This window comes from Chlorogloeopsis sp. ULAP02, from assembly GCF_038404745.2.
In the GTDB taxonomy this organism is placed as follows: Bacteria; Cyanobacteriota; Cyanobacteriia; order Cyanobacteriales; family Nostocaceae; genus Chlorogloeopsis.
Genome location: NZ_JAYKTT020000005.1, coordinates 213,522 through 237,400, shown reverse-complemented (window position 1 = coordinate 237,400; position 23,879 = coordinate 213,522). Strand labels below are relative to the sequence as shown.

General features: G+C 43.5%; 20 protein-coding genes. 13 read left to right on the top strand and 7 right to left on the bottom strand.

Translation table 11 applies throughout. The features are described from left to right. Window positions 1-20 precede the first annotated feature (20 nt). Together U2718_RS05025 and U2718_RS05020 are read right to left on the bottom strand one after the other, a co-directional pair. Entirely contained in the window at window positions 21-296 is a 276-nt protein-coding gene (locus U2718_RS05025) for a LapA family protein (RefSeq protein WP_341995623.1), read from the bottom strand. 144 nt (window positions 297-440) lie between these two features. Continuing rightward, window positions 441-1,880 (bottom strand): phosphoglucomutase/phosphomannomutase family protein, encoded by a 1,440-nt coding sequence (locus tag U2718_RS05020; protein ID WP_341995745.1) that lies wholly within the window; start codon window positions 1,878-1,880, stop codon window positions 441-443. Window positions 1,881-1,983: 103 nt separating this feature from the next. On the opposite strand from U2718_RS05020, the gene U2718_RS05015 reads away from it, so the two are divergent. Next, complete coding sequence (locus U2718_RS05015; protein WP_341995621.1) at window positions 1,984-2,817, top strand: PD-(D/E)XK nuclease family protein; 834 nt, start codon at window positions 1,984-1,986, stop codon at window positions 2,815-2,817. Between the two features lie 154 nt (window positions 2,818-2,971). On the opposite strand, the gene U2718_RS05010 is transcribed toward U2718_RS05015, so the two are convergent. The 3 genes from U2718_RS05010 to U2718_RS05000 all read right to left on the bottom strand — a co-directional run bounded on the left by U2718_RS05010 (window position 2,972) and on the right by U2718_RS05000 (window position 5,285). Then, entirely contained in the window at window positions 2,972-3,391 is a 420-nt protein-coding gene (locus U2718_RS05010; protein WP_341995620.1) for a DUF6220 domain-containing protein, read from the bottom strand. A gap of 10 nt (window positions 3,392-3,401) precedes the next feature. After that, the gene (locus U2718_RS05005; protein ID WP_341995618.1) at window positions 3,402-4,064 is read right to left on the bottom strand and encodes a DJ-1/PfpI family protein; all 663 of its coding nucleotides are present in this window, start codon (window positions 4,062-4,064) and stop codon (window positions 3,402-3,404) included. A gap of 354 nt (window positions 4,065-4,418) precedes the next feature. Further along, window positions 4,419-5,285 carry an oxidoreductase gene (locus tag U2718_RS05000; RefSeq protein WP_341995616.1) on the bottom strand — a complete coding sequence of 289 codons (867 nt, stop codon included), beginning with the start codon at window positions 5,283-5,285 and terminating at the stop codon, window positions 4,419-4,421. Window positions 5,286-5,312: 27 nt separating this feature from the next. Here U2718_RS05000 and U2718_RS04995 point away from each other — a divergent pair, with 27 nt between their 5' ends. Together U2718_RS04995 and U2718_RS04990 are read left to right on the top strand one after the other, a co-directional pair. Further along, window positions 5,313-5,438 carry a hypothetical protein gene (locus U2718_RS04995; RefSeq protein WP_341995615.1) on the top strand — a complete coding sequence of 42 codons (126 nt, stop codon included), beginning with the start codon at window positions 5,313-5,315 and terminating at the stop codon, window positions 5,436-5,438. Window positions 5,439-5,552: 114 nt separating this feature from the next. Continuing rightward, window positions 5,553-6,458: a LysR family transcriptional regulator gene (locus U2718_RS04990; protein ID WP_341995613.1), complete on the top strand. Its 906-nt coding sequence runs from the start codon at window positions 5,553-5,555 to the stop codon at window positions 6,456-6,458. Window positions 6,459-6,711: 253 nt separating this feature from the next. Here the strand turns inward: U2718_RS04990 and U2718_RS04985 are convergent, their stop codons facing one another. Continuing rightward, window positions 6,712-8,382 carry a transglutaminase domain-containing protein gene (locus tag U2718_RS04985; RefSeq protein ID WP_341995611.1) on the bottom strand — a complete coding sequence of 557 codons (1,671 nt, stop codon included), beginning with the start codon at window positions 8,380-8,382 and terminating at the stop codon, window positions 6,712-6,714. A 289-nt stretch (window positions 8,383-8,671) separates the two neighbouring features. Here U2718_RS04985 and U2718_RS04980 point away from each other — a divergent pair, with 289 nt between their 5' ends. The 5 genes from U2718_RS04980 to U2718_RS04960 all read left to right on the top strand — a co-directional run bounded on the left by U2718_RS04980 (window position 8,672) and on the right by U2718_RS04960 (window position 16,276). Continuing rightward, on the top strand, window positions 8,672-11,530 hold the full coding sequence (locus tag U2718_RS04980) for a cation-translocating P-type ATPase (RefSeq protein ID WP_341995609.1): 2,859 nt from the start codon (window positions 8,672-8,674) through the stop codon (window positions 11,528-11,530). A 181-nt stretch (window positions 11,531-11,711) separates the two neighbouring features. Beyond that, the gene (gene recF / locus U2718_RS04975; RefSeq protein WP_341995608.1) at window positions 11,712-12,848 is read left to right on the top strand and encodes a DNA replication/repair protein RecF; all 1,137 of its coding nucleotides are present in this window, start codon (window positions 11,712-11,714) and stop codon (window positions 12,846-12,848) included. Between the two features lie 4 nt (window positions 12,849-12,852). After that, window positions 12,853-13,782, top strand: coding sequence for a nucleoside hydrolase (locus U2718_RS04970; protein WP_341995607.1), 930 nt, complete (start codon window positions 12,853-12,855; stop codon window positions 13,780-13,782). A 263-nt stretch (window positions 13,783-14,045) separates the two neighbouring features. Next, window positions 14,046-15,140: an AI-2E family transporter gene (locus U2718_RS04965; RefSeq protein ID WP_341995744.1), complete on the top strand. Its 1,095-nt coding sequence runs from the start codon at window positions 14,046-14,048 to the stop codon at window positions 15,138-15,140. Window positions 15,141-15,442: 302 nt separating this feature from the next. Further along, window positions 15,443-16,276 carry a DUF2382 domain-containing protein gene (locus U2718_RS04960; protein ID WP_341995606.1) on the top strand — a complete coding sequence of 278 codons (834 nt, stop codon included), beginning with the start codon at window positions 15,443-15,445 and terminating at the stop codon, window positions 16,274-16,276. Between the two features lie 286 nt (window positions 16,277-16,562). Here the strand turns inward: U2718_RS04960 and U2718_RS04955 are convergent, their stop codons facing one another. Next, on the bottom strand, window positions 16,563-16,781 hold the full coding sequence (locus U2718_RS04955) for a hypothetical protein (RefSeq protein ID WP_341995605.1): 219 nt from the start codon (window positions 16,779-16,781) through the stop codon (window positions 16,563-16,565). Window positions 16,782-18,212: 1,431 nt separating this feature from the next. Between U2718_RS04955 and nifB the strand changes: the two genes are divergently transcribed. The 5 genes from nifB (at window position 18,213) to nifH (ending at window position 23,709) form a co-directional block, all read left to right on the top strand. Continuing rightward, window positions 18,213-19,664, top strand: coding sequence for a nitrogenase cofactor biosynthesis protein NifB (gene nifB, locus U2718_RS04950; protein ID WP_341995604.1), 1,452 nt, complete (start codon window positions 18,213-18,215; stop codon window positions 19,662-19,664). A gap of 154 nt (window positions 19,665-19,818) precedes the next feature. Then, window positions 19,819-20,160, top strand: a complete 342-nt coding sequence (locus tag U2718_RS04945; RefSeq protein WP_341995603.1) for a DUF362 domain-containing protein — start codon at window positions 19,819-19,821, stop codon at window positions 20,158-20,160. A gap of 176 nt (window positions 20,161-20,336) precedes the next feature. After that, window positions 20,337-21,551 carry a cysteine desulfurase NifS gene (gene nifS / locus U2718_RS04940; RefSeq protein WP_341995602.1) on the top strand — a complete coding sequence of 405 codons (1,215 nt, stop codon included), beginning with the start codon at window positions 20,337-20,339 and terminating at the stop codon, window positions 21,549-21,551. A gap of 133 nt (window positions 21,552-21,684) precedes the next feature. Then, complete coding sequence (gene nifU, locus U2718_RS04935) at window positions 21,685-22,569, top strand: Fe-S cluster assembly protein NifU (RefSeq protein ID WP_341995601.1); 885 nt, start codon at window positions 21,685-21,687, stop codon at window positions 22,567-22,569. A 249-nt stretch (window positions 22,570-22,818) separates the two neighbouring features. After that, window positions 22,819-23,709, top strand: coding sequence for a nitrogenase iron protein (nifH, locus tag U2718_RS04930; RefSeq protein ID WP_200862408.1), 891 nt, complete (start codon window positions 22,819-22,821; stop codon window positions 23,707-23,709). Window positions 23,710-23,879 lie beyond the last annotated feature (170 nt).

The window sequence follows — 23,879 nt, the reverse complement described above, 5'->3', positions numbered from 1 at the left end:
TTGGGTATATTTCATAAGGTTTAAAAATCTTCATCTACAAAAAATTCGGTATCATCTTCTCTGGTAGAAGCTCTCTCCCCAGAATCAGCGATACCCCACAGAGGTTGTATTAATGCCATCCCAATCATGCCTACTCCAGCACAAAAAGCTAGTAGTAAACCCACAGGAAGCTGAATAGATTGAAAAGTGATAAATCTTAAAGATACCGGGGTAGCATTTTGAACAGATAGAATAGCAACGGTCACCACCCAGACAGCTATAACTATTGTTGTGACAAGAGTAACAAAGGATTTCATATGAAGAAGGGGACAGGGGAATGGGAATTGGGGATTGGGAAAAGGACACAGGGACGCGGTGACACGGTGACACGGGGAATAGTGAATCAGGTTCTCTCTCCTTGTCCTCATATTTCTCCGCGTCTCCGACTGCCCCTAATTTCTCTACACAGCTACTGGTTGGAGTTGATTGATTACAGATTCCATTGCTTGAGCAATTTGGGTTAACTTTTCGGGAGATTTTGTTTCCACATAAACACGCATGAGAGGTTCTGTTCCAGATGGACGCAAAAGCACCCAGCTACCTTCTTCTAAATAGAGTTTAACACCGTCTTTTTTCCCTACTTGTTTAACTTTAATTCCTGCTACTTCGGCAGGGGTGTATTTAGTGTAAAAATTAATGATAGCAGCTTTATGGGCTTCAGTTAGGTGTAAATCAAGACGCTTGTTGTATATAGGCCCGTCTGCTTCAGCAATTGCTTCTTGGACAAGAGCACTTAATGGTTTACCTTCGTAGGCGATCGCTTCTGCCACTAACATATTAGCTAAAATGCCATCCTTCTCAGGAATGTGTCCGATCATACTTAAACCGCCAGATTCTTCTCCACCAATTAATACATTAGTTTCACGCATTTTTGCACCAATGTATTTAAAACCTACTGGTGTTTCAAATATTTTTAATCCATACTTAGCTGCCAGATGATCTAGCAAATGAGTAGTAGCAACAGTACGAACAATAGCACCTGTTTTATTTTTATTTTTGATTAAATGACGTATTAAAATTAACAACACAGTATTGGGAGTGAGAACATTTCCTTGTTCATCAACAATACCGAAGCGATCACTATCTCCATCAGTAGCCAAACCCAAATCAGCTTTGTCGTGACGCACTGCTTCTACTAGCTGATGGAGTTGTTCTTCCTTGGGTTCTGGCATATCTCCACCGAATAAAACATCACGCCAAGCGTGGAAAGTTTCAAAATCACAGCTGCAATGTTGCAAAACTTCATCAAGATAACCGCGAGAAGTAGAATAGAGGGCATCATACTTTACCTTCAATCGAGCATTGCGAATTTTTTGTACATCAAGCAAAGTGTAGAGAAATCGCATATAGTCTGGCTTAGGATCGAAGGTAGAAATAGAGCTAACTGGATGATTCGGGGGTGGAGCATCCGATGCACCTTCAATATTTGCCACAATAGTATCAGTGATTTCTGGAGTGGCAGGCCCGGCATAATCGGGGATATATTTAATCCCACAGTATGGTGCTGGGTTATGGCTGGCAGTAAACATCAATGCCCCAGCAGAATTTAAGTAACGGGCATTGTAGGCAATTACTGGTGTTGGGCAATCCCGCTCAGTGATTTTAACCGTCCAGCCCAAGTCTGCTAAGACTTGAGCTGCGGTAAGGGCAAATTGTTCAGCTAGAAAGCGAGTATCGTAGGCAACAAGAACTGGTCGATTTTTAGTATAGGCTGTTTCAATGTAACTTGCGATCGCTCGCGTTACTTTCCGTACATTAGAGAAAGTAAAGTCATCGGCAATTATTCCTCGCCACCCATCAGTTCCAAATTTTATTTTGCTGGAGTTGCTACTGGCGTTCATTTTTGCCACTTTTTCTCATCCATTATCTAAATACTACATGAAGCTTTCAGCAAAATGCGTGTATCCTAATTTATCCCCTTTGTCTTCTCACCGTTATTGAGCAATGTCAATTTCTGAGCGACCTTTCGCCAGTTATCATCTTTGGTCATTAGTTGCCCCATCAGCAGGGCAGCAACATTTACATTGCCAAATGAGACGGGGATTTATTAAAGCGCGCCAGCACGAGCCACAAGTTCAATCACTGTTAGCAAAAGTTACTGCACCCCAGCGTATTGGTTTATTGGCGCAGAAAGGTATTTATGAATTTCATCACAATAGGCATCTGTTAAATCAATCAGATGGCGTGCAAAAAATAGCAGAGTTACTCAAACTCGCTAACTCTTCACAAGAAGTCCAGCAGCGCGTGTTGCAAATCTTAACAAAATATCAAGATGAGCCGTTACTTTCAGGAAAAAGGGTTATTCTCTTAACTCGTGGTGATGAAGGTTTCCCCAAACCAATTTGGGTTGAGCAAAAGCATTATTCTTTCCGCTTGTATGCGACTATGGACTGTGTTTTCATTGAGTCTACTGGCACTTTACATATTTTAGATTTCAAAACAGGTAAATCTACATTTGACCGTCGCCAAGCATTAGTTTATTTGGTAGCTGCTCGTTATCTTTATCCCAGGCAAAAAGCTGTCGCTTCCTTTTATAATTTGGAGTTTTGCAAAAAATCGGATTTAATCAGTGTAACTAGGGGAGAATTGGATTTTGTTGAATTTGAATTAGCTAGTATTGCCCAAAAGCACCAAGAAGATTTACAAAAATATCAACAGCAAAATCATAAGTTTAGCCAGATTTTTCCGCCTAATCCTGGTTATCACTGTAAGTTCTGTCCGTTTAATTCAATTTGTGAGTTTTCGGCTTTTAAAGCTTCGCAAAAAGTACAACATTAACCTATGCTTCACTAATTCCTGCTAGTAAAACTTATACAGCAGAATTTAGGAGCCAGAAGTAAAATAGGCAGCATATATTAACTTTAAGACTGAGTTTAATACCTCATAAACTTGAAATCTGCTGTAAATAATTGTTATAAGCTCCTGCTAAAATTTAGTCAGCGTCTGACTTATTAAAAACCTGACGTGATACACGATGTACAAGGCTTGAAGAAACATAGAATAACGCGAATCCAATCAGAGGATGAAGCACCTCCAAATGAAGAGGAGTCTGAAGACGAATGCTGCAAAACTGGAGAGCAAGCAGTGTAGGTAGACTGACGGTAAGCGATCGGATTGAGTTCGAGAATGGAGCGATCGCCAACCCTGCTAGCAATATTAGCGACAGTCCACTATACCCTCGCACGAGCCACACATGAATATTCCACCAGCTAGGATCGGTAAAGTATGCAACACCAACCGTTAATACCTGAGCAATTAAGCAGACGTTAAAGAGGATTGAAGTGGCGTAAAAACCAATTTTGATCCAGCTTTTAGCAGCAATATCGCGATCTATTTCTGAATTTGCGGTCATCTTAAACTACCTACTTGACTTTTAAATTCAATGCTTCAGCAGCATATAACATTGCTTTATTAACCAGATCTGCGCCTGCTTTTTCTGGCGAACCGGTATCAAAGGGCGGGGCGGGATCGTATTCTATTAATAGCTGAACCATCTTGGCAGTTTCCTCACCATAAAGTACTTTGGCAACCTCTAGACCAAAATCAATCCCTGCGGTAACGCCACCACCACTCATGCGATCGCGATCAATTACCACTCGCTCGGTACTGACTTGAACTCCTGCTGCTGCCAGCTGTTCGCGAAACATCCAGTGAGTTGCAGAACGATATCCTTGAAGCAATCCTGCTTTTGCCAGAAATTCAGAACCACCACAAACCGAGGTGACAAATTTTGCCATACCACCCTGTTGCCGCAAAAATGCCAGGATCTCTGGATCGTCTACGACTGCACTTTGGGCTAAACCACCGCCAATACAAATAATGTCTAGGGGCGGACAATTGTCAAAGGTGGTATCTGGGATAATTCTCATTCCATCATCAGTTTGAATTGGATCTAGCGTTTTCCAGATACGGTGGATTTGGATACCTGGCAGAGCATTAAATACGGTTTGCGGCCCAATGAGATCGAGTGCTGTCATGCCAGGATAAAAAACCAACCCAACAACATACTGTTGTGAGTGACTCATAAATCAAATCTCCTGATGCGGTTTGTAACTCTATACTAAAAATGACATTCCACCGCGCCTAGTCCTCGATCGAGTACTCTTTTCACGATCATGACAATTTCTTTGAAGCTTCTATTTGAAGAAATTTATCAAGCATAAGGATGATGACGACTTACAATCGCACCTTGCGCCAAAGATTGGTGAGTATTTTGTTGGCAAGCGATCAGGGATATTTTTCTTTGATCGACTTCAGCTTTGTGCAGAGCCGTTGAGTTGTTGCTGAAACTGAACTTTCTCCTGATTTAGATTCTGAACTTTAGTGGGCATATGCACCGCCTCATAGCTCGCTCAGACCTTAACTCTCCAATGATTACGTCAGTTGTTACTATCTGTATAATCCGTACTTACAGTAACCTGCTGCCAAGCATCCAAATCGGTTTTGACCCATTCCAGTTTTTCCTGAATCAGGCTCATGGCATCAGTGCCTAATGCCAGTCGCATCGGTGGATGAGGACTTTCCACAGCTTGAATGATGGCTTGCGCCGCTAATCGTGGATCGCCAGGTTGCTGACCATCCATCTCTTTGAACCACTGCAATGACGCACCGCTCACCGGAGCATAGGCATCAATGGATTGCTCGGCTGCTGCTAGAGAGCGTCCGTTAAAGTCTGTGCGAAATGCCCCAGGTTCAATTAAAGTCACTTTTACTCCAAAGGACTCAACCTCCTTAGCTAGGGCTTCAGACGTACCTTCCAGGGCAAATTTAGCACCACAGTAGAGGCTGCTTCCAGCAAATCCCACTAATCCTGCTGTGGATGATATATTCACAATGTGACCGCTGCCTTGCTGACGCATCACAGGTAAGACCGTTCGCATCAGACGGAGTGCTCCAAAGAAGTTGGTTTCAAAAAATTGGTGAATCTCACCATCACTGACTTCTTCGAGGGCGGCAATGAGTCCATGACCCGCATTGTTGACCAGCACATCAATTCGACCAAATGTAGCGATCGCGGTATCAACCGCAGTTTGTATATCTTGGGATGATGTTACATCCAGACGGACAGCCTTTGCGGTTTGTGGATAGTGTTCAATCAAAGCGCGAAGTTGCTCTGGTTCACGAGCAGTAGCTAGCAGGTAGTCGCCCTTTTTTAATACAACTTCTGCTAGAGCACGTCCGAATCCTGTTGAGCATCCTGTAATCAACCAAACTTTAGGAGTGACACGATTTTTGTCTGAGTTCATTTGCTTTTCCTCCAATTAAGATTAATAGTGACTGCAAAACTGTTTACCCCAAAAACGAAAGAACTTCTTGAACAAAGCGATCGCGCCCTCGTTCTGGTTGATCGAGAAACAGAAAATGCGTCCCGATGGTCTGATTCCAATGCGCCTAAGTGACGGTTACTAGTCATGTCGGATGCCCTCCTCTCTCTGCCTCTTCATTCATGCTAAAAAGTAAGATTAGAACTGTCCAACACTGATTTTGGTAGCATTAACACCCTAGAGGTTCAAATGGAATTGCGGCATCTGCGTTACTTCGTAACTGTGGCGGAAGAATTACACTTCGGTCGCGCTGCCCAACGCTTACAAATGGCGCAACAACCTCTCAGTCGGCAAATTCAGGAGTTAGAAGCAGAAATCGACGTGCAACTGTTCCATCGCACGACACGGCAAGTGCATCTAACTGAAGCAGGCAAAGTGTTTTTAGAGCGTTCATACCTGGTGTTAGCGCAACTCGAACAAGCGATTGAAGCGACCCAACAGATTGGGTGGGGTGAGGTTGGACGGTTGGCGATCGGATTTGTCGGCTCTGCAACCTATACCGTCCTGCCAGATATTTTAAGGGTCTTTCGAGAACAGTTTCCGGCTGTAGAACTGCGATTGCATGAACTGACGACTGCTCAACAAATTCAAGCCCTGTATGACAAACAAATTGATATCGGCATTGTTCGTTCTGCCATCAGCGAGCCAGGTTTGAGTGTGGAATGCATTTTGCAAGAATCATTGGTCTTGGCGTTGCCAGAAACCCATCCGTTCTCTGCCCAAACTAAAGTATCTCTCTCTACATTGGCAGATGAATTATTTATTCTATTTCCTGCCAAAATGGGACCCATCTTTTACGAACAGATTATTAATATTTGTCAGCAAGCAGGATTTCATCCGAAAGTGGCTCAAGAGGCAGTTCAGATGCAAACGATCATCGGCTTGGTTGCAGCAGGACTGGGCATCGCTTTTGTTCCCGCCTCCTTGCAAAACTTCCACAGAAGCGGAGTCATTTACAGACCCTTACAAGAGCAGACACCTAAAACCGGACTTTATCTGACTTGGCGGCAGCATGATTCCTCCCCAGTCATAAGCGCATTTCTCAGCTTGGCAAGGAAGACGACAAAATGGGAGTCAAATCGTGACGATACGTGAGCAGTTAGGGATCAATGAGATCTATAGCCTCTCATTACTTGCGTAGCGGACTACTATTCTTGAATTGTTGGCGGTGTGTTGCATCTCAATCAGCGTAAGGTGGACACTGTTATACAACGAAAACATAAGGGTTTGAGGAAAGTTTAGGTAGTACCCACCCTACAAAAATTGCTTAAATTGTTGGCGGTGCGTTGCGCTTGGAAGGGGACGAATTGTACCAGACGCGATTAATCGCGTCTGGTACAAACTGTCTCTAAAATGGCGGTAATTCCTCCAAAATCGTAAACCGGATATGATTAATCGCCAACTCGCCAATTGAAATATCTTCTTTTGTCAGCCGCACACCTTTACTTGTTAAAGTTTCAAAGGGGATACCTTTGCCAATTTCAATGTGATACCAACACAAGCCCATAAAGAACCGTGTCGGATAAGGGCCATAATTGCCAATATCATCGGGGTTAGATTCCATTGGCAACCAGCCAAAACCCGGTATATAAAATTCCAGCCAGACATGATTGTAATCTGGTTGTAGGGGTACGTGCTGGTGTTCGGCATAAGGAGGACATTTGTAACGACCGACGGTGCGACAAGCAATTCCATTTAAACGGCATAAAGCCAGCAGGACACCGACATACTCGCCACAAGAACCAACTCCTCGTTCTAAAACTCTATCTGGAGTATCTATGTGGGGTTTGATGCCATAAGATAACTGGTCGTAAACATAATTACGGATACTGTACATTTTGCGCAACAAATTGGTTTCAGTACCAATTGCTTCCTCAGCAGCACGACGAACAATGGCAGTATCCATTGCTAATTCATCATTATCTACTAGATAGCGGCTTGTAAATTCTGGCGATAGTTTGGGAATATCTTCTACATCTTTTGGAGTAAAGCGATATTTGATACCTCGGACTTCTAAAACTGCTTTCCAGCCAAACATATGTCGCTCGCCTGGAGCCAGAGCATCAAATCTAAACACTGCTACCCGTTGCCCATCTATAAATTCTTCCTCGAAAGGCAACCCAATCGGTTCAACGTGTTTTACCTTTTGGCGATCGGTGTCACTAGGCAGAGCAATTCTCCACTCAACTTCTTGTAAATACACTTCTTCAATCGGCGAAATTTCCTCTGCGTAGGACATTTCAATCAGATAGCCATTGGAGAGGGCGTAGTGTTTTTGTGGTTCGTAGTGATAGTAAAGTGGATGAATAAACGTGCGATCGCGGTATGCTAGCTCGTGATTAGGATCTGCATTGGGATTATCTCGCACATAAGGCTCCTCTGAAGCATAGGCGAGATAAAGAGTTTGCTCTCCCGTACTCGCATTTGTGTGTATTGCTATACCTGTGGGAGAGTCAAATGGCGTCAGTACACTAAATTGAACTTCCCCAGTTGCTCTATCAAGGCAATAAACTGTTTGTTCGGTGCTGTCGCAAACCCAAAGAGTCTCCTCACTCACTGCCAAGTTTTCCACTCCCACTCCCGGAGCATAGAACCTAGTAATTTCTTTGCGCGTATTGCGATCAAAAATCAGAATGTATCCTAACTTTTGGCAACTAACATAAACAGTTGATTTCCAAACAGCAATACCATCAGCGGTATAAGGCAAGGTAACAAAATGCTCCAAACCAAAAGAACCTAATTTACAAGCATAAACACTGCGATCGCGCGTTACCCAAAGGGTATCTTCCCAAATTGCCAAACCTGTGATGTCTGTAAATTCTCTGGTTTGGTGAGGATTGAGGATTTTAGTGTTATCTGAAACAGGATCTATTTGCAGCAGAAAACCTTTGGCAGAGTCAATGGCAATGAGGTTATCCTCAAAACAGGCGATGCCACTCAAGACGGCAGCACCAATGGGTCGAATAGTCTTTTGCCCAAACATTTGGCGAGGTGAAAAACTGGGAAGAGCAAAACTCATATTAAACTAACTTTACTTAGAGGTTGAGCACGCCTGGATTAATTGTGGTATTTATTATGCAATTGAATTAGCAAGTTCAATTGGTCATAATCACCACAAATAAGTGCTATAAATACATTTACTTCAGCAAAAACTTATGAATATTGCTGTAGAAAAAATTATAGATGTCAGGAATCACACCTACATCCACCCAGGTTGGTAACATCTTTAATGTAACTTTAGTAGATGGTTTTTCCAGCCTTCACTAAATTATGATCGAATTCGGTAACCATTTCCTGTAACCTATAAGATGTCTGCTCATTCTCTGCCTGATTCAGCTGCCGTTTGGCATAATTTAGAAGTTGATAAATCTATAGAACTGCTCTCTAGCAATGCAGACACTGGCTTATCACCTCAAGAAGTACAACAACGGCTGCAAAAATATGGCCCAAACGAACTAGAGGAAACAGGAGGTCGCAGCGCCTGGGAAATTTTGGTGGATCAGTTTAAAAACATTATGTTGTTAATGCTGATCGCTGTAGCTATAATTTCCGGTGTTTTAGACCTTTTAGATTGGCGGGCGGGGCAACTGAAACCAGGTGAGGTGCCATTTAAAGACACTATTGCTATCTTAGCGATTGTTATTCTGAATGGCATCCTTGGTTACGTCCAAGAAAGCCGTGCTGAGAAAGCTCTGGCAGCCCTAAAAAAACTTGCCTCTCCTAATGTGCGAGTCATCCGTGACGGCAAACCAATGGAGGTAGTAGCAAAAGATTTGGTGCCGGGAGATGTGATGCTCTTAGAAGCGGGAGTACACATATCAGCAGATGGACGTTTGCTAGAAGCATCCAACTTGCAAGTGCGGGAGTCGGCACTTACTGGTGAAGCCGAGGCGGTTGTTAAGCAGGCGGAAATCACATTGCCTGACGAAACAGGATTGGGCGATCGCATTAATTTAGTCTTTCAAGGTACAGAAGTCGTCCAAGGAAGGGCTAGGGTTCTAGTCACCAATACCGGGATGCAGACAGAACTAGGGAAAATTGCCGCGATGTTGCAGGCGGTAGAAAGTGAACCTACCCCCCTACAACAGCGGATGGCACAACTCGGTAATGTTCTAGTAACGGGTTCTTTGGTTCTAGTCGCCATCGTTGTTGCCCTTGGTTTGTTGCGTGGTGGCAACTTGCGAGAACTGTTGCAAGTGTCGCTCTCGATGGCAGTGGCTGTTGTGCCAGAAGGTTTGCCCGCCGTAATTACCGTGACTCTAGCACTAGGAACCCAACGGATGGTGCGGCGCAATGCCTTGATCCGCAAACTGCCAGCGGTAGAAACTCTTGGATCTGTAACTACTATTTGTTCTGATAAAACTGGTACTCTGACTCAAAACAAGATGGTAGTGCAATCTGTTTACACAGCCGCTGATGATCAAAGTTTTCGCGTTACAGGGGAAGGTTACGCTCCCACAGGTGAATTTAAACAGCAAGAGGGAACTGTAGAACTACAAGACTATCCAGGATTACAAGCTTTATTAGTTGCTTGTGCCGTTTGTAACGATTCGGTATTGCAACAGGACAAAGGACAATGGACAATTTTGGGAGATCCAACTGAAGGAGCCCTGCTAACACTAGCAGGAAAGGGAGGTATTGAAAAAGACCAGTGGAACAGTAAGTTACCTCGTGTTGGCGAATTCCCGTTTTCCTCCGAACGCAAGCGGATGAGCGTGATTACCAAAATAGAGCAAGTAGAAACTGGTGTATCGCCTTTAAGTGATGTTGATCCCACAATCAGTCACCTGGTGAACTCCGAAGGTTACTTAATGTTTACCAAAGGCTCTCCAGAACTAACTTTGGCTCGTTGCACTCATATTTTTGTAGGTAATAGTGTAATTCCCTTCAGCCAAGAACAACGGGATAAGATTCTCGCAGAAAATGACCGTATGGCTTCTAAGGGTTTGCGGGTGCTGGGTTTTGCCTATAAACCTCTTGTGGAAGTTCCTCCCGAAGGCTCAGAAGAAACATATGAGCAAGACTTAGTGTGGTTGGGATTAGTGGGAATGCTAGATGCACCACGCCCAGAAGTGAGAGCCGCTGTACAAGAGTGCCGAGAAGCAGGCATTCGACCGATTATGATTACAGGCGATCATCAATTAACAGCACGAGCGATCGCCACGGATTTGGGTATTGCTGCGGAAGGCGATCGCGCCCTCACAGGTCAAGATTTGCAAAGAATGAATGACCAAGATCTAGAGCAAAATGTTGACTTAATAAATATTTATGCTCGTGTTGCCCCAGAACACAAACTGCGGATTGTGCAGGCATTACAACGTCGGGGCAGATTTGTGGCAATGACTGGCGATGGCGTAAACGATGCCCCAGCCCTTAAACAAGCTGATATCGGGATTGCAATGGGTATCACCGGCACCGACGTTAGTAAAGAAGCTAGTGACATGGTGTTGCTGGATGATAACTTTGCCACAATTGTCGCCGCTACCAAAGAAGGTAGGGTTGTATATACAAATATCCGTCGCTTTATCAAATACATTCTGGGTAGTAACATCGGTGAAGTCCTCACCATTGCCGCTGCACCCATCCTCGGACTGGGAGGCGTTCCTCTGACGCCGCTGCAAATTCTGTGGATGAACCTTGTTACTGACGGTTTACCAGCTTTGGCACTAGCAGTAGAACCACCGGAACCCGACGTTATGAAGCGTCCACCCTTCAGTCCCCGCGAAAGCATTTTTGCGAGGGGTTTGGGTTCCTACATGATTCGGATTGGGATTATCTTCGCGATCATTTCTATAATTCTGATGCAGTGGGCATATTATCATGTTCAAACAGTACAAGCGCCAGGACTCGATCCACAGCGTTGGAAAACAATGGTATTTACTGCCCTGTGTCTTGCTCAAATGGGACACGCGATCGCAATTCGCTCTAACTCGCGCTTGACAATAGAGATGAATCCCTTCTCTAATCCTTATGTACTAGGATCGGTTATCCTAACAACAATTTTGCAGTTGATGTTAGTGTACGTTCCTCCCCTACGCGCCTTCTTTGGTACTCATGTACTAAGTATGTCAGAATTGGGAGTTTGTCTTGGCTTTAGTGCCTTAATGTTTATTTGGATTGAAGGGGAGAAGCTATTTTTCCGTTTGATTGGCAAGAAAACTGTTTAGAAGAGGACACGGGGAGGTAAAGACACGGGGACACGGTGAAAGAGGATCGGGAGGTAAGATGAGCATGGGATAAGGGGAAGCGTGAATCACATTCTCTCCCTTTGTCCTCATCTCTTTGCGTCCCAAGCTCCCCGCGTCTTTGCGTCAGTTAATCTCCCATTTACCCCTCCTAGCCCCTCGCATGTACCTCAAAACCCTCCAACTTCGACAGTTTCGTAACTATAAAGAGCAGCAAATTGAATTTACTGCTCCAAAAACGATTTTGGTAGGTAATAATGCTCAAGGAAAATCGAACCTGCTAGAGGCGGTAGAGTTATTGGCAACATTGCGATCGCACCGACATGGACGCGATCGCGATTTAATTCGTGAAGGAGAAGATACTGCCCAAATTAGTGCTTCCCTGAAGCGACAAACTGGTATTAGTAGCCTCAGTTTAACGCTACGGCGCAATGGTCGCCGTACTGTTACCCTCAACAGCGAAAATCTCCGGCGTCAAATGGACTTTCTCGGCGTTCTTAATGCCGTACAGTTTTCTAGTTTAGATTTAGAACTAGTGCGTGGGCTACCTGAGGTTCGCCGTCATTGGTTAGATACTTTATTAATTCAACTTGAACCTATTTACACTCACATCTTGCAGCAGTATAACCAAGTGCTGCGGCAGCGTAATGCTTTTTTGAGGCAGAATTTAGAAATACGCCCAACAGCATCTGTACAATCTGAATTAGCCGTGTGGGATGCCCAATTAGCTAATGCAGGTACACGGGTGATTAGACGTCGGGAACGAGCCATACAGCGACTAGCCCCAATTGCTAAGGCTTGGCACGCTAATATCAGCGGCAGTACAGAAACACTGCAAGTAAAGTATGCACCAAACGTTCCTTTAGAAGAAAATCAACCAGAGCAGGTACAACAAGCTTTTTTAGCCAAAATTCAGCAACGAGCTATTGCTGAGTTGAGACAAGGTACTACTCTTGTCGGGCCGCACCGCGACGAAGTAGAGTTGACAATTAATAGCACACCAGCTCGTCAATATGGTTCTCAAGGACAGCAAAGAACGCTGGTATTAGCTTTAAAACTAGCGGAGTTGCAATTAATTGAAGAAGTCGTTGGAGAGTCTCCACTGCTACTACTTGATGATGTTTTGGCAGAGTTAGATTTGTCTCGTCAAAATCAATTACTTGATACTATCCAAGATCGCTTTCAAACCTTGATTACTACTACTCATCTGGGTTCTTTTGACTCTCAATGGTTAAATTCTTCTCAAATTCTTTTCGTTCAGAGTGGAGAGATAAGTAGTAAGACTTTCATCAATTTTTAGCTATATGCGCAAATTTTTAATCGATACAGATACTGCTTCTGATGATGCTGTGGCTCTAATTATGGCACATCGTTGGCCGGGCATTCATGTTGAAGCAGTAACAATTGTGAACGGTAATGTACCTGTGGAGCAGGGAGTTAAAAATGCACTGTATACGCTCGAAGTATGTAATGCTGATACACCAGTATATATCGGCTGCTCCAAGCCCATTTTGAGAGCGAGTAGCTACGCACATTGGTTTCACGGTGATGATGGTATGGGTAATAATTATTACTGTGAACCTAAAACTAAAGCTCAATCAGCACACGCTACAGAAGTAATTATTGACACACTTAAAACTTATCCCTATGAAATTACACTTGTCACGTTAGGGCCACTTACCAATATAGCGACTGCATTACTACGCGCTCCAGAAATTGCCTCATTGGTACAGCGTTGTGTAGTTATGGGTGGTGCAGCTAATACAGTTGGTAATGTTACGCCAGCTGCTGAATATAACATTTGGGTAGATTCAGAAGCCGCCAAAATTGTCTTTCATAGTGGGATGCCAATAGAAATGGTAGGTTGGGAGTTAAGCCGCCACGATGCAGCCTTAACCCTTGCCGAAATAGAGACAATTACTAACTTCGGTACACAAACAGCACGTTTAGCAATGGAGTGCAACAAAATAGCTTTAGATACCAGCATGAACATTCAGTCTGCTCCTGGTTTGATGCTACCCGATCCTGTGGCGATCGCTGTTGCCCTCGATCCAGATATTGTCATGCGTCAAGGCAAATACTTTGTGGATGTGGAAATTACAAGTGAACTTACAAGAGGTGCAACAGTTGTCGATGAGTTGGGCGTACTGCACAAAACCCCAAACATAAATGTAGTCTGGGCTATAAATGTACCTCGTTGGAAAGAGCATTTGTATACTTGTTTACGCTCTTAAAAAACCTATTAAAAATTAAACCCTAACAAATTCCAAACATTGCTGGGACGTGGATCTTGCATTTGTTGGGCTACTGCCTTCAGTTGTTGTCTTTTTTAAGGTACTGTCCGATCAAGCCTTGAAATTCTATCTGAGGTTGGAAAAATCATTGCCGTTGGAAAATCAGCCTTGAAGAGGCTTTTATAGCAAAGACATTAGAGCTACTTTAAAAACATTCAAGTCAGCACAATTGCTGGAAAGTGCAAAAATCTGGAGGCTACATAGTGCGTTTCGGGCAATTAATCGGCTTTCTCGCCCTTGTTATATCTATTTATATTCTCTGGCAAATTCGCACTATCCTTTTGGTGGTATTTGCGGCTGTCGTCTTAGCAACAGTACTAAATCAATTGGTACAATTTTTTCAAAGAGCTGGGATCAAACGAGGCTTTGCTGTTGCGCTCACAGTTGTTTGTGTACTACTTGTGTTATTCGGTTTTTTTACATTGATTGTGCCGCGTCTTGTCGAGCAATCACAACAACTGACTAGACTTCTACCTTTAACAGTAGAACAATTACGTTTATGGAATAACTGGCTGCGGGGTGTAATTCCAGAGCAATTTATAGAAAATATTAGTGGGCTTGGTTATCTCACTCAAGGTTTACAAAATTGGTTAAATCAACTGCTTAACAATTTCTTTTACTTAGTTAGCAGATCACTAGCTGTTGCTGTGGGATTGTTGCTATTTTTTGTGTTGACAATCATGCTTTTAGCCAATCCTCTACCATATCGACAAGGTTTTATACTACTATTTCCTGCTTTCTACCGCAGAAGAGTAAATGAAATTTTGGATCAATGTGCCACTTCTTTAACTGGCTGGATTAAAGGCACACTCCTAACAATGTTAATCATTGCCACATTAAGTTATTTTGGATTATTGATTTTAGGGGTACCATTGCCATTAGTAAATGCAGCTTTGGCAGGTTTATTAGAATTTATACCGAATGTAGGCCCAACATTAAGTGTAATTCCACCAGCCCTTTTGGCATTGGGCGTTGCACCTTGGAAGGCAGTTGCAGTTATCGCTTTATACTTTGGAATTCAACAAATTGAAAGCTTGGTTGTAGTACCTTTGATTATGGAAAGTCAAGTATCTTTATTACCAGCAGTCACCTTAGTGGCGGTAGTAATTTTTGGTAGCTTTTTCGGATTCTTAGGCGTATTTCTAGCTGTTCCTTTAGTAATTGTGCTGCAAATTTGGATAAAAGAAGTTTTAGTCAAAGATATACTCAATCATTGGCAAGAAAATAAAAAAGAGCATTTTGAAGATGAATCAGTTGCAAATGATAGTAAATCTAAGTCTGTGTTTGAAAATAGTTAAATCTGAAATATTTGATAAAAATTAGACTAATAACGATGTTGCGATCGGAATCAGGTTTGATTTCTGAAAAAATTAAGTATTTGTAGGGTGCATTACGCTTTGCAATCACACACCCTACGTGTTGTTCAAACATCAAATAGTAATCCTATATTTCAATCATAAATGATTGAAATCCAGTTAAATCTGAACAAAATTTATGACAATAGTCATAAAAAGATTATCTTTTAATCTTTCAAAAGAGAGAGGAATAAATTGTTCATATTTTGAAAATGAAAGTAACTAATAAAAAAGGAGTTAGTTGTATGGCACTTGTCAAACTAGAAGACTTATACCCTGACTATAGTGAATATGGCTCTGATATCGACAATCTCAAAAATTTTGATGTTTATGGAGCGAACAATGAGAAAGTGGGTTCAGTATTCGATATCTTAGTTGATGAAAATACTGGTCGCTTCCGCTATTTTGTCGTAGATACAGGTTTCTGGATTTTTGGCAAAAAAGTCTTGCTACCAGTTGGACGCGCTAATATTAGCTACACAGATGGACGAATTTATGCCTCTGGACTGACTAAAGAGCAAGTAGAAAATTTGCCTGACTATGACAATCTTGAAAGAATTGATTATGACTATGAAGAGCAAGTCCGCGGTGTATATCGCCCAATGGCTGATACTTCTGCTCTAAATCAATCAACTACTTACGATTACGATCGCAACACCTACAATTACGAGCAAGAACCGTCGTTGTATAACATGAGCGATCGCGATCATCAGAGTCTGAAGCTATACGAAGAACGGCTAGTTGCCAATAAACAACGTCGTAAAGCTGGGGAAGTAAGCATTGGTAAACACGTAGAAACAGAAACTGCTCGTGTTGCAGTACCTGTTGAACAAGAGCGAGTGGTAATCGAGCGAACAAATCCTACAAATGCTACACCAGTAGATCCAAGCCAAGCCGACTTCCAAGAAGGTGAAGTAGCTCGCATGGACATTTACGAAGAAACGCCCGACATCCACAAAGAAGCTGTGGTACGAGAAGAAGTGCGAGTCAAGAAAGTTGTAGAGACTGATACTGCTGAAGCCACTGACACAATCCGACGCGAAGAACTAGACGTAGATACCCAAGAACGTTCTAGGTAATAAGCGCTCAAAAATGTTAGCACTATTACGAATTCAGTGCTGTTAACCTTAAGGATGGGCATAAGTCGGTGGTGTACATAGGGATGGTTGTAGCTTTGTTTATAAACAAAGAGATTGAACAGTTAAATCCTTTAGGGTGATGGTAAATTTATGCTGTTGTGCTGTAAAAATAAAGGAAGTTATTTCTTTACAGACAACAGCAACAGTCAAGACTACTAAGTTTCGTGCCAGTGGATAATCACAGATATCATCATTAACATCAGAAGGAACACGATAAACCTGATTCCTAAATCACTTCTCCATAATCTGCTGATAGCCCAGCATGAAGACAAGGGAGCTTAAATTGATCTGCATAATCCTTCACCGCCTGACGTGCCACACTGTTGTCAAAAACGTCGACAATTAACTGGATATCTTTGAGTTGTTGAGTTGTATTTGCTGGTGTCAATTTCTTTGTCTTAACATCAATTTTTTTACCAATTGCTCGATATAAATTGTTCGCCAAAATTTTCGCCTTAAACACTCCCACATCAGCGCTCAACTTTTTAATATTACTCTATAATAGTTGGTATTTAGTTGGTAGCAGTTCATTTATCAGCTTTTCTTGAGAGCAGACGTACTAGCGGCACACCATCCGCTACGAATAACAAACAAGTCAAATCCTCTTTCCTACCTGCGGAAGCCCTTCGGGTACCCTGCGAGAACGCGTGACGGCGAACCCCCGAATCCGAAGGGCTTCTCGTAGAGTACCCGGAGGATAGACGGGTTCCTGGCATAAAGGAGCCAGCGCGTTGGGCGGCTACCCTCCGGGAATCCACTGCGCCTCTAGTGCCGACTTGTAGGCGCGTTCGCCGTCAGGCGTTGCGTTAGCTAGCGATGTATCCGTTGGTAGTGACTGGCGTCACCTGGCGTCGGGTTAAGCGCGTTGTAGCGACTGGTGTCATGGGGCGTCCAAGACTGCGACTCCCTCACCGCTACGTATCTACTGTCTACTGCCCTCTGCCCTTTGCCTTATTTCTTGAAAGTTTATTGATCACTGTTCACTATCCCTAGTCCTCAACTAGCAATTCTCTGCAATTGGCAATACAGTATTTTAGGGACATAGAAGTTCAGCCAGAACTTTAGCTACCAGATTTTGCGACGAATTCTCATCTTTCGCTTGGCAAAGTTGCTTGAAGTGTCTCAGAATCAGGCTTCTCTCTTGCAAAGTCTATAATTACCTCTCCAAAAATTAAAAAAAATTAAATCGCATTTTCTATCAAAAAATAAAGTGATATGTTGGATACAGAATTGAATTTCGCAATTTTCTGGAGTAGAGTCCGTAACCTACTCCAGATTTCCAAAAGTAAAAACCGCGTCAAAATCAGTGGTCTGGGCTATTTTAAGAAGGGTTTTTGAGTACAACTCCCTGTCAGCTAAAAAAACTGCAAATTGATTTAAAACCCTTGCTGAAGCTGGGTTTGATCTGAGTACAAAAACACTTGTCCCCTTCTCCATAAATACTTGTACTTTCACCCCAAAATACTAGCGCCCCTACCCCAAAAAAAATTTCCAATTCTTTTAATGCTTTGGAAATCTGGGTTTCACATTTTGAGTACAAACTTAATAAATCTAATAAATCTTATCCTGGTTATAAGCTCAGGTCTATTTCCGACGACTGATATAAAACAGATATCGCCAATCACTTGACGCACCAATCAAGGAGCGATAAGTGAGTGGAGGGATGAGATAGCACCATGCCCCTGTGAAATCGAAGTCGTGGCTGTAGGCGCTGTCTTCCACCCACATCTTGTGCAGACACACACCAGCCGAGAAAACTTGGGTTTATAGCCTACCCCGAACCCCGGTAGGCAGCGCTCAAAACAGACGCGGCTTCCATTCCTAACTCATTAAACAGTAGCATTCCCATCACCGACCCCTTGCGAAGCGAAATTCAATGACACCACCTTCTACAGGAATTGTCAACTCCCCAGTTACGGAAATCAGACCTGAAGTCAAATCTAAAGGTTGCGGCCCATGCAGCAGTGGTTCCACCGTGGAAGTGGACGAAAGACTACAAGAACGCATTGCCAAGCATCCCTGCTACAGTGAAGAAGCCCATCATCATTATGCTAGGATGCATGTTGCAGTCGCCCCTGCCTGCAACATTCAATGCAATTACTGCAATCGCAAATATGATTGTGCTAACGAAAGCCGTCCGGGAGTAGTTAGCGAATTGCTAACACCGGAAGAAGCCGCACACAAAGTACTGGTGATTGCAGGTAAAATTCCTCAAATGACAGTTTTGGGAATCGCAGGTCCAGGCGATCCACTAGCCAACCCAGAAAAGACTTTTCGTACCTTTGAGTTAATAGCAGACAAAGCACCTGACATTAAGCTTTGCTTATCAACCAATGGTTTAATGCTTCCCGAATACATTGATCGCATTAGACAACTAAATATAGATCACGTCACCATCACTATTAACATGGTTGACCCGGAAATCGGGGCAATGATCTATCCTTGGGTTCACTACAAGCGTAAGCGCTACAGAGGTATTGAAGGGGTAAAAATTCTGCACGAAAAGCAGATGGAAGGATTGCAAGCCCTTCAAGAAGCCGATATTTTGTGCAAAGTTAACTCCGTGATGATTCCGGGGATTAACGACGAACACCTTGCAGAAGTGAACAAGGTAATTCGCTCCAAAGGTGCATTCCTACACAATATTATGCCGCTGATTTCTGCCCCAGAACACGGCACTCACTTCGGACTTACCGGTCAGCGTGGGCCTACCCCCAAAGAACTAAAGGCAGTACAAGACAAATGCGCTGGTAACATGAAGATGATGCGCCACTGTCGTCAGTGTCGTGCCGATGCGGTAGGATTATTGGGAGAAGACCGCAGCCAAGAATTTACTAAAGATAAATTCTTGGAAATGGCTCCAGAATATGACTTGCAAAAACGCCAAGAAGTTCACGCAGGAATTGAGAAGTTTAAAGAAGAACTGAAAGCTGCCAAAAAGTCTGTAGAGACAAGCCATAGCGTGTCTGTACAAAACAATGTGAAAATTATGGTTGCAGTAGCAACAAAAGGCGGCGGACTAGTAAATCAGCACTTCGGTCATGCCAAAGAATTTCAGGTTTACGAAGTGGATGGTAAACAAGTGCAGTATGTTGGTCATCGTAGAATAGACCACTATTGCCAAGGTGGCTATGGAGAGACAGCTACTCTTGAAAAGATCATCGAAGCGATCGCCGATTGCAAAGCCGTATTAGTCGCGAAGATTGGCGAATGCCCCAAGGAAAAATTGCACGCTGCTGGCATACAAACAGTTGAAACCTACGATGCGATTGAAAAGGTCGCTCTGGAATATTACCAGCAATACGTGCAGGAACTAGTTAGTTGCTAGTAGTTATTAGTTAGTAGTTATTAGATAGTTGTTGGTAATTAGTCAAATTTCCACTAACCACTATCCACTAACTACTAGCCATTACCAAATAATTATCTAGCACTCATTACCCAGTACCTAATCCTCAATTTGTTCTCTTTTATGGAGGATCATCATGGTTTATCAAATAACCAGCGAGTGCATTTCCTGTAAGCTTTGTCAGTCTGTATGTCCTACCGGCGCAATCAAAATGGTTGAAAATCATCTTTGGATTGATCCCAATCTTTGTACAAACTGCGTTGATAGTATCCATACTGTACCTCAGTGCAAAGCTAGTTGTCCCACGGGCAATGGCTGCATTAAAATTACAACCGATTATTGGGAAAACTGGTTTAACACTTATAATCGCCTGATTGCAAAATTAACTAAAAAACCAGATTATTGGGAGAATTGGTATAAACTTTATTCTCAGAAATTCTCCGAACAATTAAAAAAGCATCAGCAACAAGTGGCGTAAAGTTTGGGATTAGAGACACTTGAAGAGGAAGGGGGGACATGAAGACAAGGGGACACGGAGAAGAATTCTTCCCACTCTCCACTCCCTCACTCTCCCCTTCCCTGTTCTCCTTCATCACACTGTTAGCTAAAAGAAAAATCTAAAGTTTTTGGCTCTTGTTATAGAGAATTGGAGCAATGCAAAAGAATTGTATTTATCTCGACAATAATGCCACCACTAAAGTAGATCCAGAAGTTGTAGAGGCGATGCTGCCATACTTGACGGATTATTATGGCAATCCCTCTAGTATGCACAGCTTTGGTGGACAAGTTAGCAGAGTAGTCAACCAAGCAAGAGAACAAGTCGCAGCCCTACTTGGTGCAGACGAATCAGAAGTTATTTTTACAAGTGGTGGTACGGAAGGAGATAACGCCGCGATTCGAGCTGCACTATTAGCACAACCGCAAAAGCAACACATTATTACCACCCAAGTCGAACACCCTGCGGTGCTGACTTTGTGTAAACAACTAGAAAACCAAGGTTACACCGTTACTTATCTATCGGTAAACCGCCAGGGACAGTTAGATCTTAATGAATTGGAAGCCGCAATAACAGGTAACACCGCCCTGGTGTCGATTATGTATGCGAACAACGAAACTGGTGTGGTATTCCCAATTGAACAAATTGGGATGCGGGTAAAAGAGCATGGCGCTCTCTTCCACGTCGATGCGGTGCAAGCAGTCGGTAAAATTCCGATGAATATGAAGGCTAGCACCGTTGATATGTTAACCATGTCCGGTCATAAGATTCATGCACCCAAAGGAATTGGTGCTTTGTATGTGCGACGTGGTGTGAGATTCCGCCCGATGTTAATTGGTGGTGGACAAGAACGCGGACGCCGTTCGGGAACACAAAATGTACCGGGAATTGTCGGTTTAGGTAAAGCAGCAGAATTAGAATCACTACATATAGAAGAAGCAACTGCTAGAGAAAAGAAACTGCGCGATCGCCTAGAACAAACTATCATCGCCACAATTCCCGACTGTGAAGTTAACGGTCATTCTACGCAGAGATTGCCCAACACCACCAATATCGGTTTCAAGTATATCGAAGGTGAAGCAATTCTCCTCCACCTGAACAAACACGGCATCTGTGCTTCGTCTGGTTCTGCTTGTAGCTCTGGCTCTCTAGAACCTTCCCACGTACTGCGGGCAATGGGCATACCTTACACAATTTTGCACGGCTCGATTCGCTTCAGTCTTTCTCGCTACACAACAAACGCTGAAATAGATACTGTGCTGGAGGTAATGCCCGGTATTGTCGAGCATCTGCGTGCCCTCTCACCCTTTAAGAATGATGAAGCTGCTTGGCTGCAAGAGCAAGAGCAAGCAGTAATAGGGGCTAGGGGCTAGAGACTAGGGGCTAGAAAGAGGAAGGGGAGACAAGGGGAATGTAAATAAAAATTTCTCCCAATCCCCCGATCCCCGATCCAAAATTCAAAACTTGTACTGAGCTTGTCGAAGTATCCAAAATCCAAAATAGGCTATGTGGGACTACACAGATAAGGTATTGGACTTGTTCTACAATCCCAAACATCAGGGAGTAATAGAAGACAAGGGTGAACCAGGAGTTAAAGTTGCTGTTGGTGACGTAGGTAGCATTGCTTGCGGAGACGCCCTCAGACTGCACCTTAAGGTTGAGCAAGACACCGAAACAATCCTCGACGCTCGCTTTCAAACCTTTGGTTGTACTAGTGCGATCGCTTCTTCTGAAGCTCTGATCGAGCTAATTCAGGGTAAAACCTTAGATGAAGCTCTAAAAGTTACTAATAAAGATATTGCCAGCCATCTTGGCGGACTGCCAGAAGCAAAGATGCACTGCTCGGTAATGGGACAAGAAGCGCTCTTATCAGCTATTTATAATTACCGGGGTATCAAGCGAGAAGCTCATGACGACGATGACGAAGGAGCGCTAATTTGCACCTGCTTTGGCATCAGCGAGTCAAAAATCCGGCGCGTAATTGTTGAAAATAACCTTACTACTGCCGAAGATGTAACAAACTACGTCAAAGCAGGTGGCGGATGCGGATCGTGTTTGGCAAATATCGATGACATTATTGCATCCGTGCAACAACAAGCCGTTACCCTTGTCAGTGCTTCCCCCAACACCAATGGACAGACATCTGCAAAGAAATTGACATCAGTGCAAAAAATTGCTCTTATTCAAAGAGTACTAGATGAGGAAGTCAGACCCGTTTTGATTGCCGACGGGGGAGATGTGGAACTGTACGACGTAGAAGGTGATCGCGTCAAAGTAATACTGCAAGGTGCTTGTGGTTCTTGTTCAAGCAGCACCGCCACACTCAAGATTGCGATCGAATCCAGATTGCGCGATCGCGTCAGCCAAGACATTGTCGTTGAAGCAGTTTAGTTAGTACAGACGCGATTAATCGCGTCTGTACATTAGTCATTGGTCATTAGCAAATGACACAAGGACAAATGACAAAGAACAAATGACAAAGGACAAATATGCTGAACATTCCAACTGTTTTTGTGGTAGAGCGATCGCCACCTTAACCACCGGCGACGTTCTATCAAGCGGTCACTGCTGACCCAATCAACGTGAACCTCTAAAACAAATACTCGATTACCCACCAAACCAATAGCAGGAGAAACATTAATCATGACTGAGAATATCAGACAGATCGCATTCTACGGTAAAGGCGGTATCGGTAAATCTACCACCTCCCAAAATACCCTAGCTGCGATGGCAGAAATGGGTCAGCGCATTATGATCGTAGGTTGTGACCCCAAAGCTGACTCTACCCGTTTGATGCTGCACAGTAAAGCTCAAACCACCGTGTTACACCTCGCCGCAGAGCGCGGCGCAGTAGAAGACTTAGAACTCGAAGAAGTAATGCTCACCGGTTTCCGTGGCGTGAAGTGCGTGGAGTCTGGTGGCCCTGAGCCTGGTGTAGGCTGCGCTGGTCGTGGTATCATCACCGCCATCAACTTTTTGGAAGAAAACGGTGCTTACCAAGACTTAGACTTCGTATCTTACGACGTGTTGGGTGACGTTGTCTGCGGTGGTTTTGCTATGCCTATCCGTGAAGGTAAAGCACAAGAAATCTACATTGTTACCTCCGGTGAAATGATGGCGATGTATGCTGCTAACAACATCGCTCGTGGTATTCTTAAGTACGCTCACTCTGGTGGTGTGCGTTTGGGTGGTTTGATTTGTAACAGCCGTAAAGTTGACCGTGAAGCCGAATTGATCGAAAACCTGGCTGAAAGACTCAACACCCAGATGATTCACTTCGTACCTCGTGACAACATCGTTCAACACGCAGAATTGCGTCGTATGACCGTTAACGAGTACGCACCCGACAGTAACCAATCTCAAGAATACCGCGCACTAGCTAAGAAGATCATCAACAACGATAAACTCACCATTCCCACACCAATGGAAATGGACGATCTAGAAGCATTGTTGATTGAATACGGTATCCTCGACGACGATACCAAGCACGCTGAAATCATCGGTAAGCCTGCTGAAGCTACCAGCAAATAGCTAATACCGTAATCAGGAGATAAGGAAAGTGTGAAGTGTGAAGTATGAAGTATGAAATTCTCCCTTCATTTCAGCCTTCAGCCTTCAACCTTCATCCTTCTCCTCCCCTCTTCTCTATTCTCACTTCCATCCTTCTATTTCCCGATCCGTTAAGAGTAATCGAGGCAGAC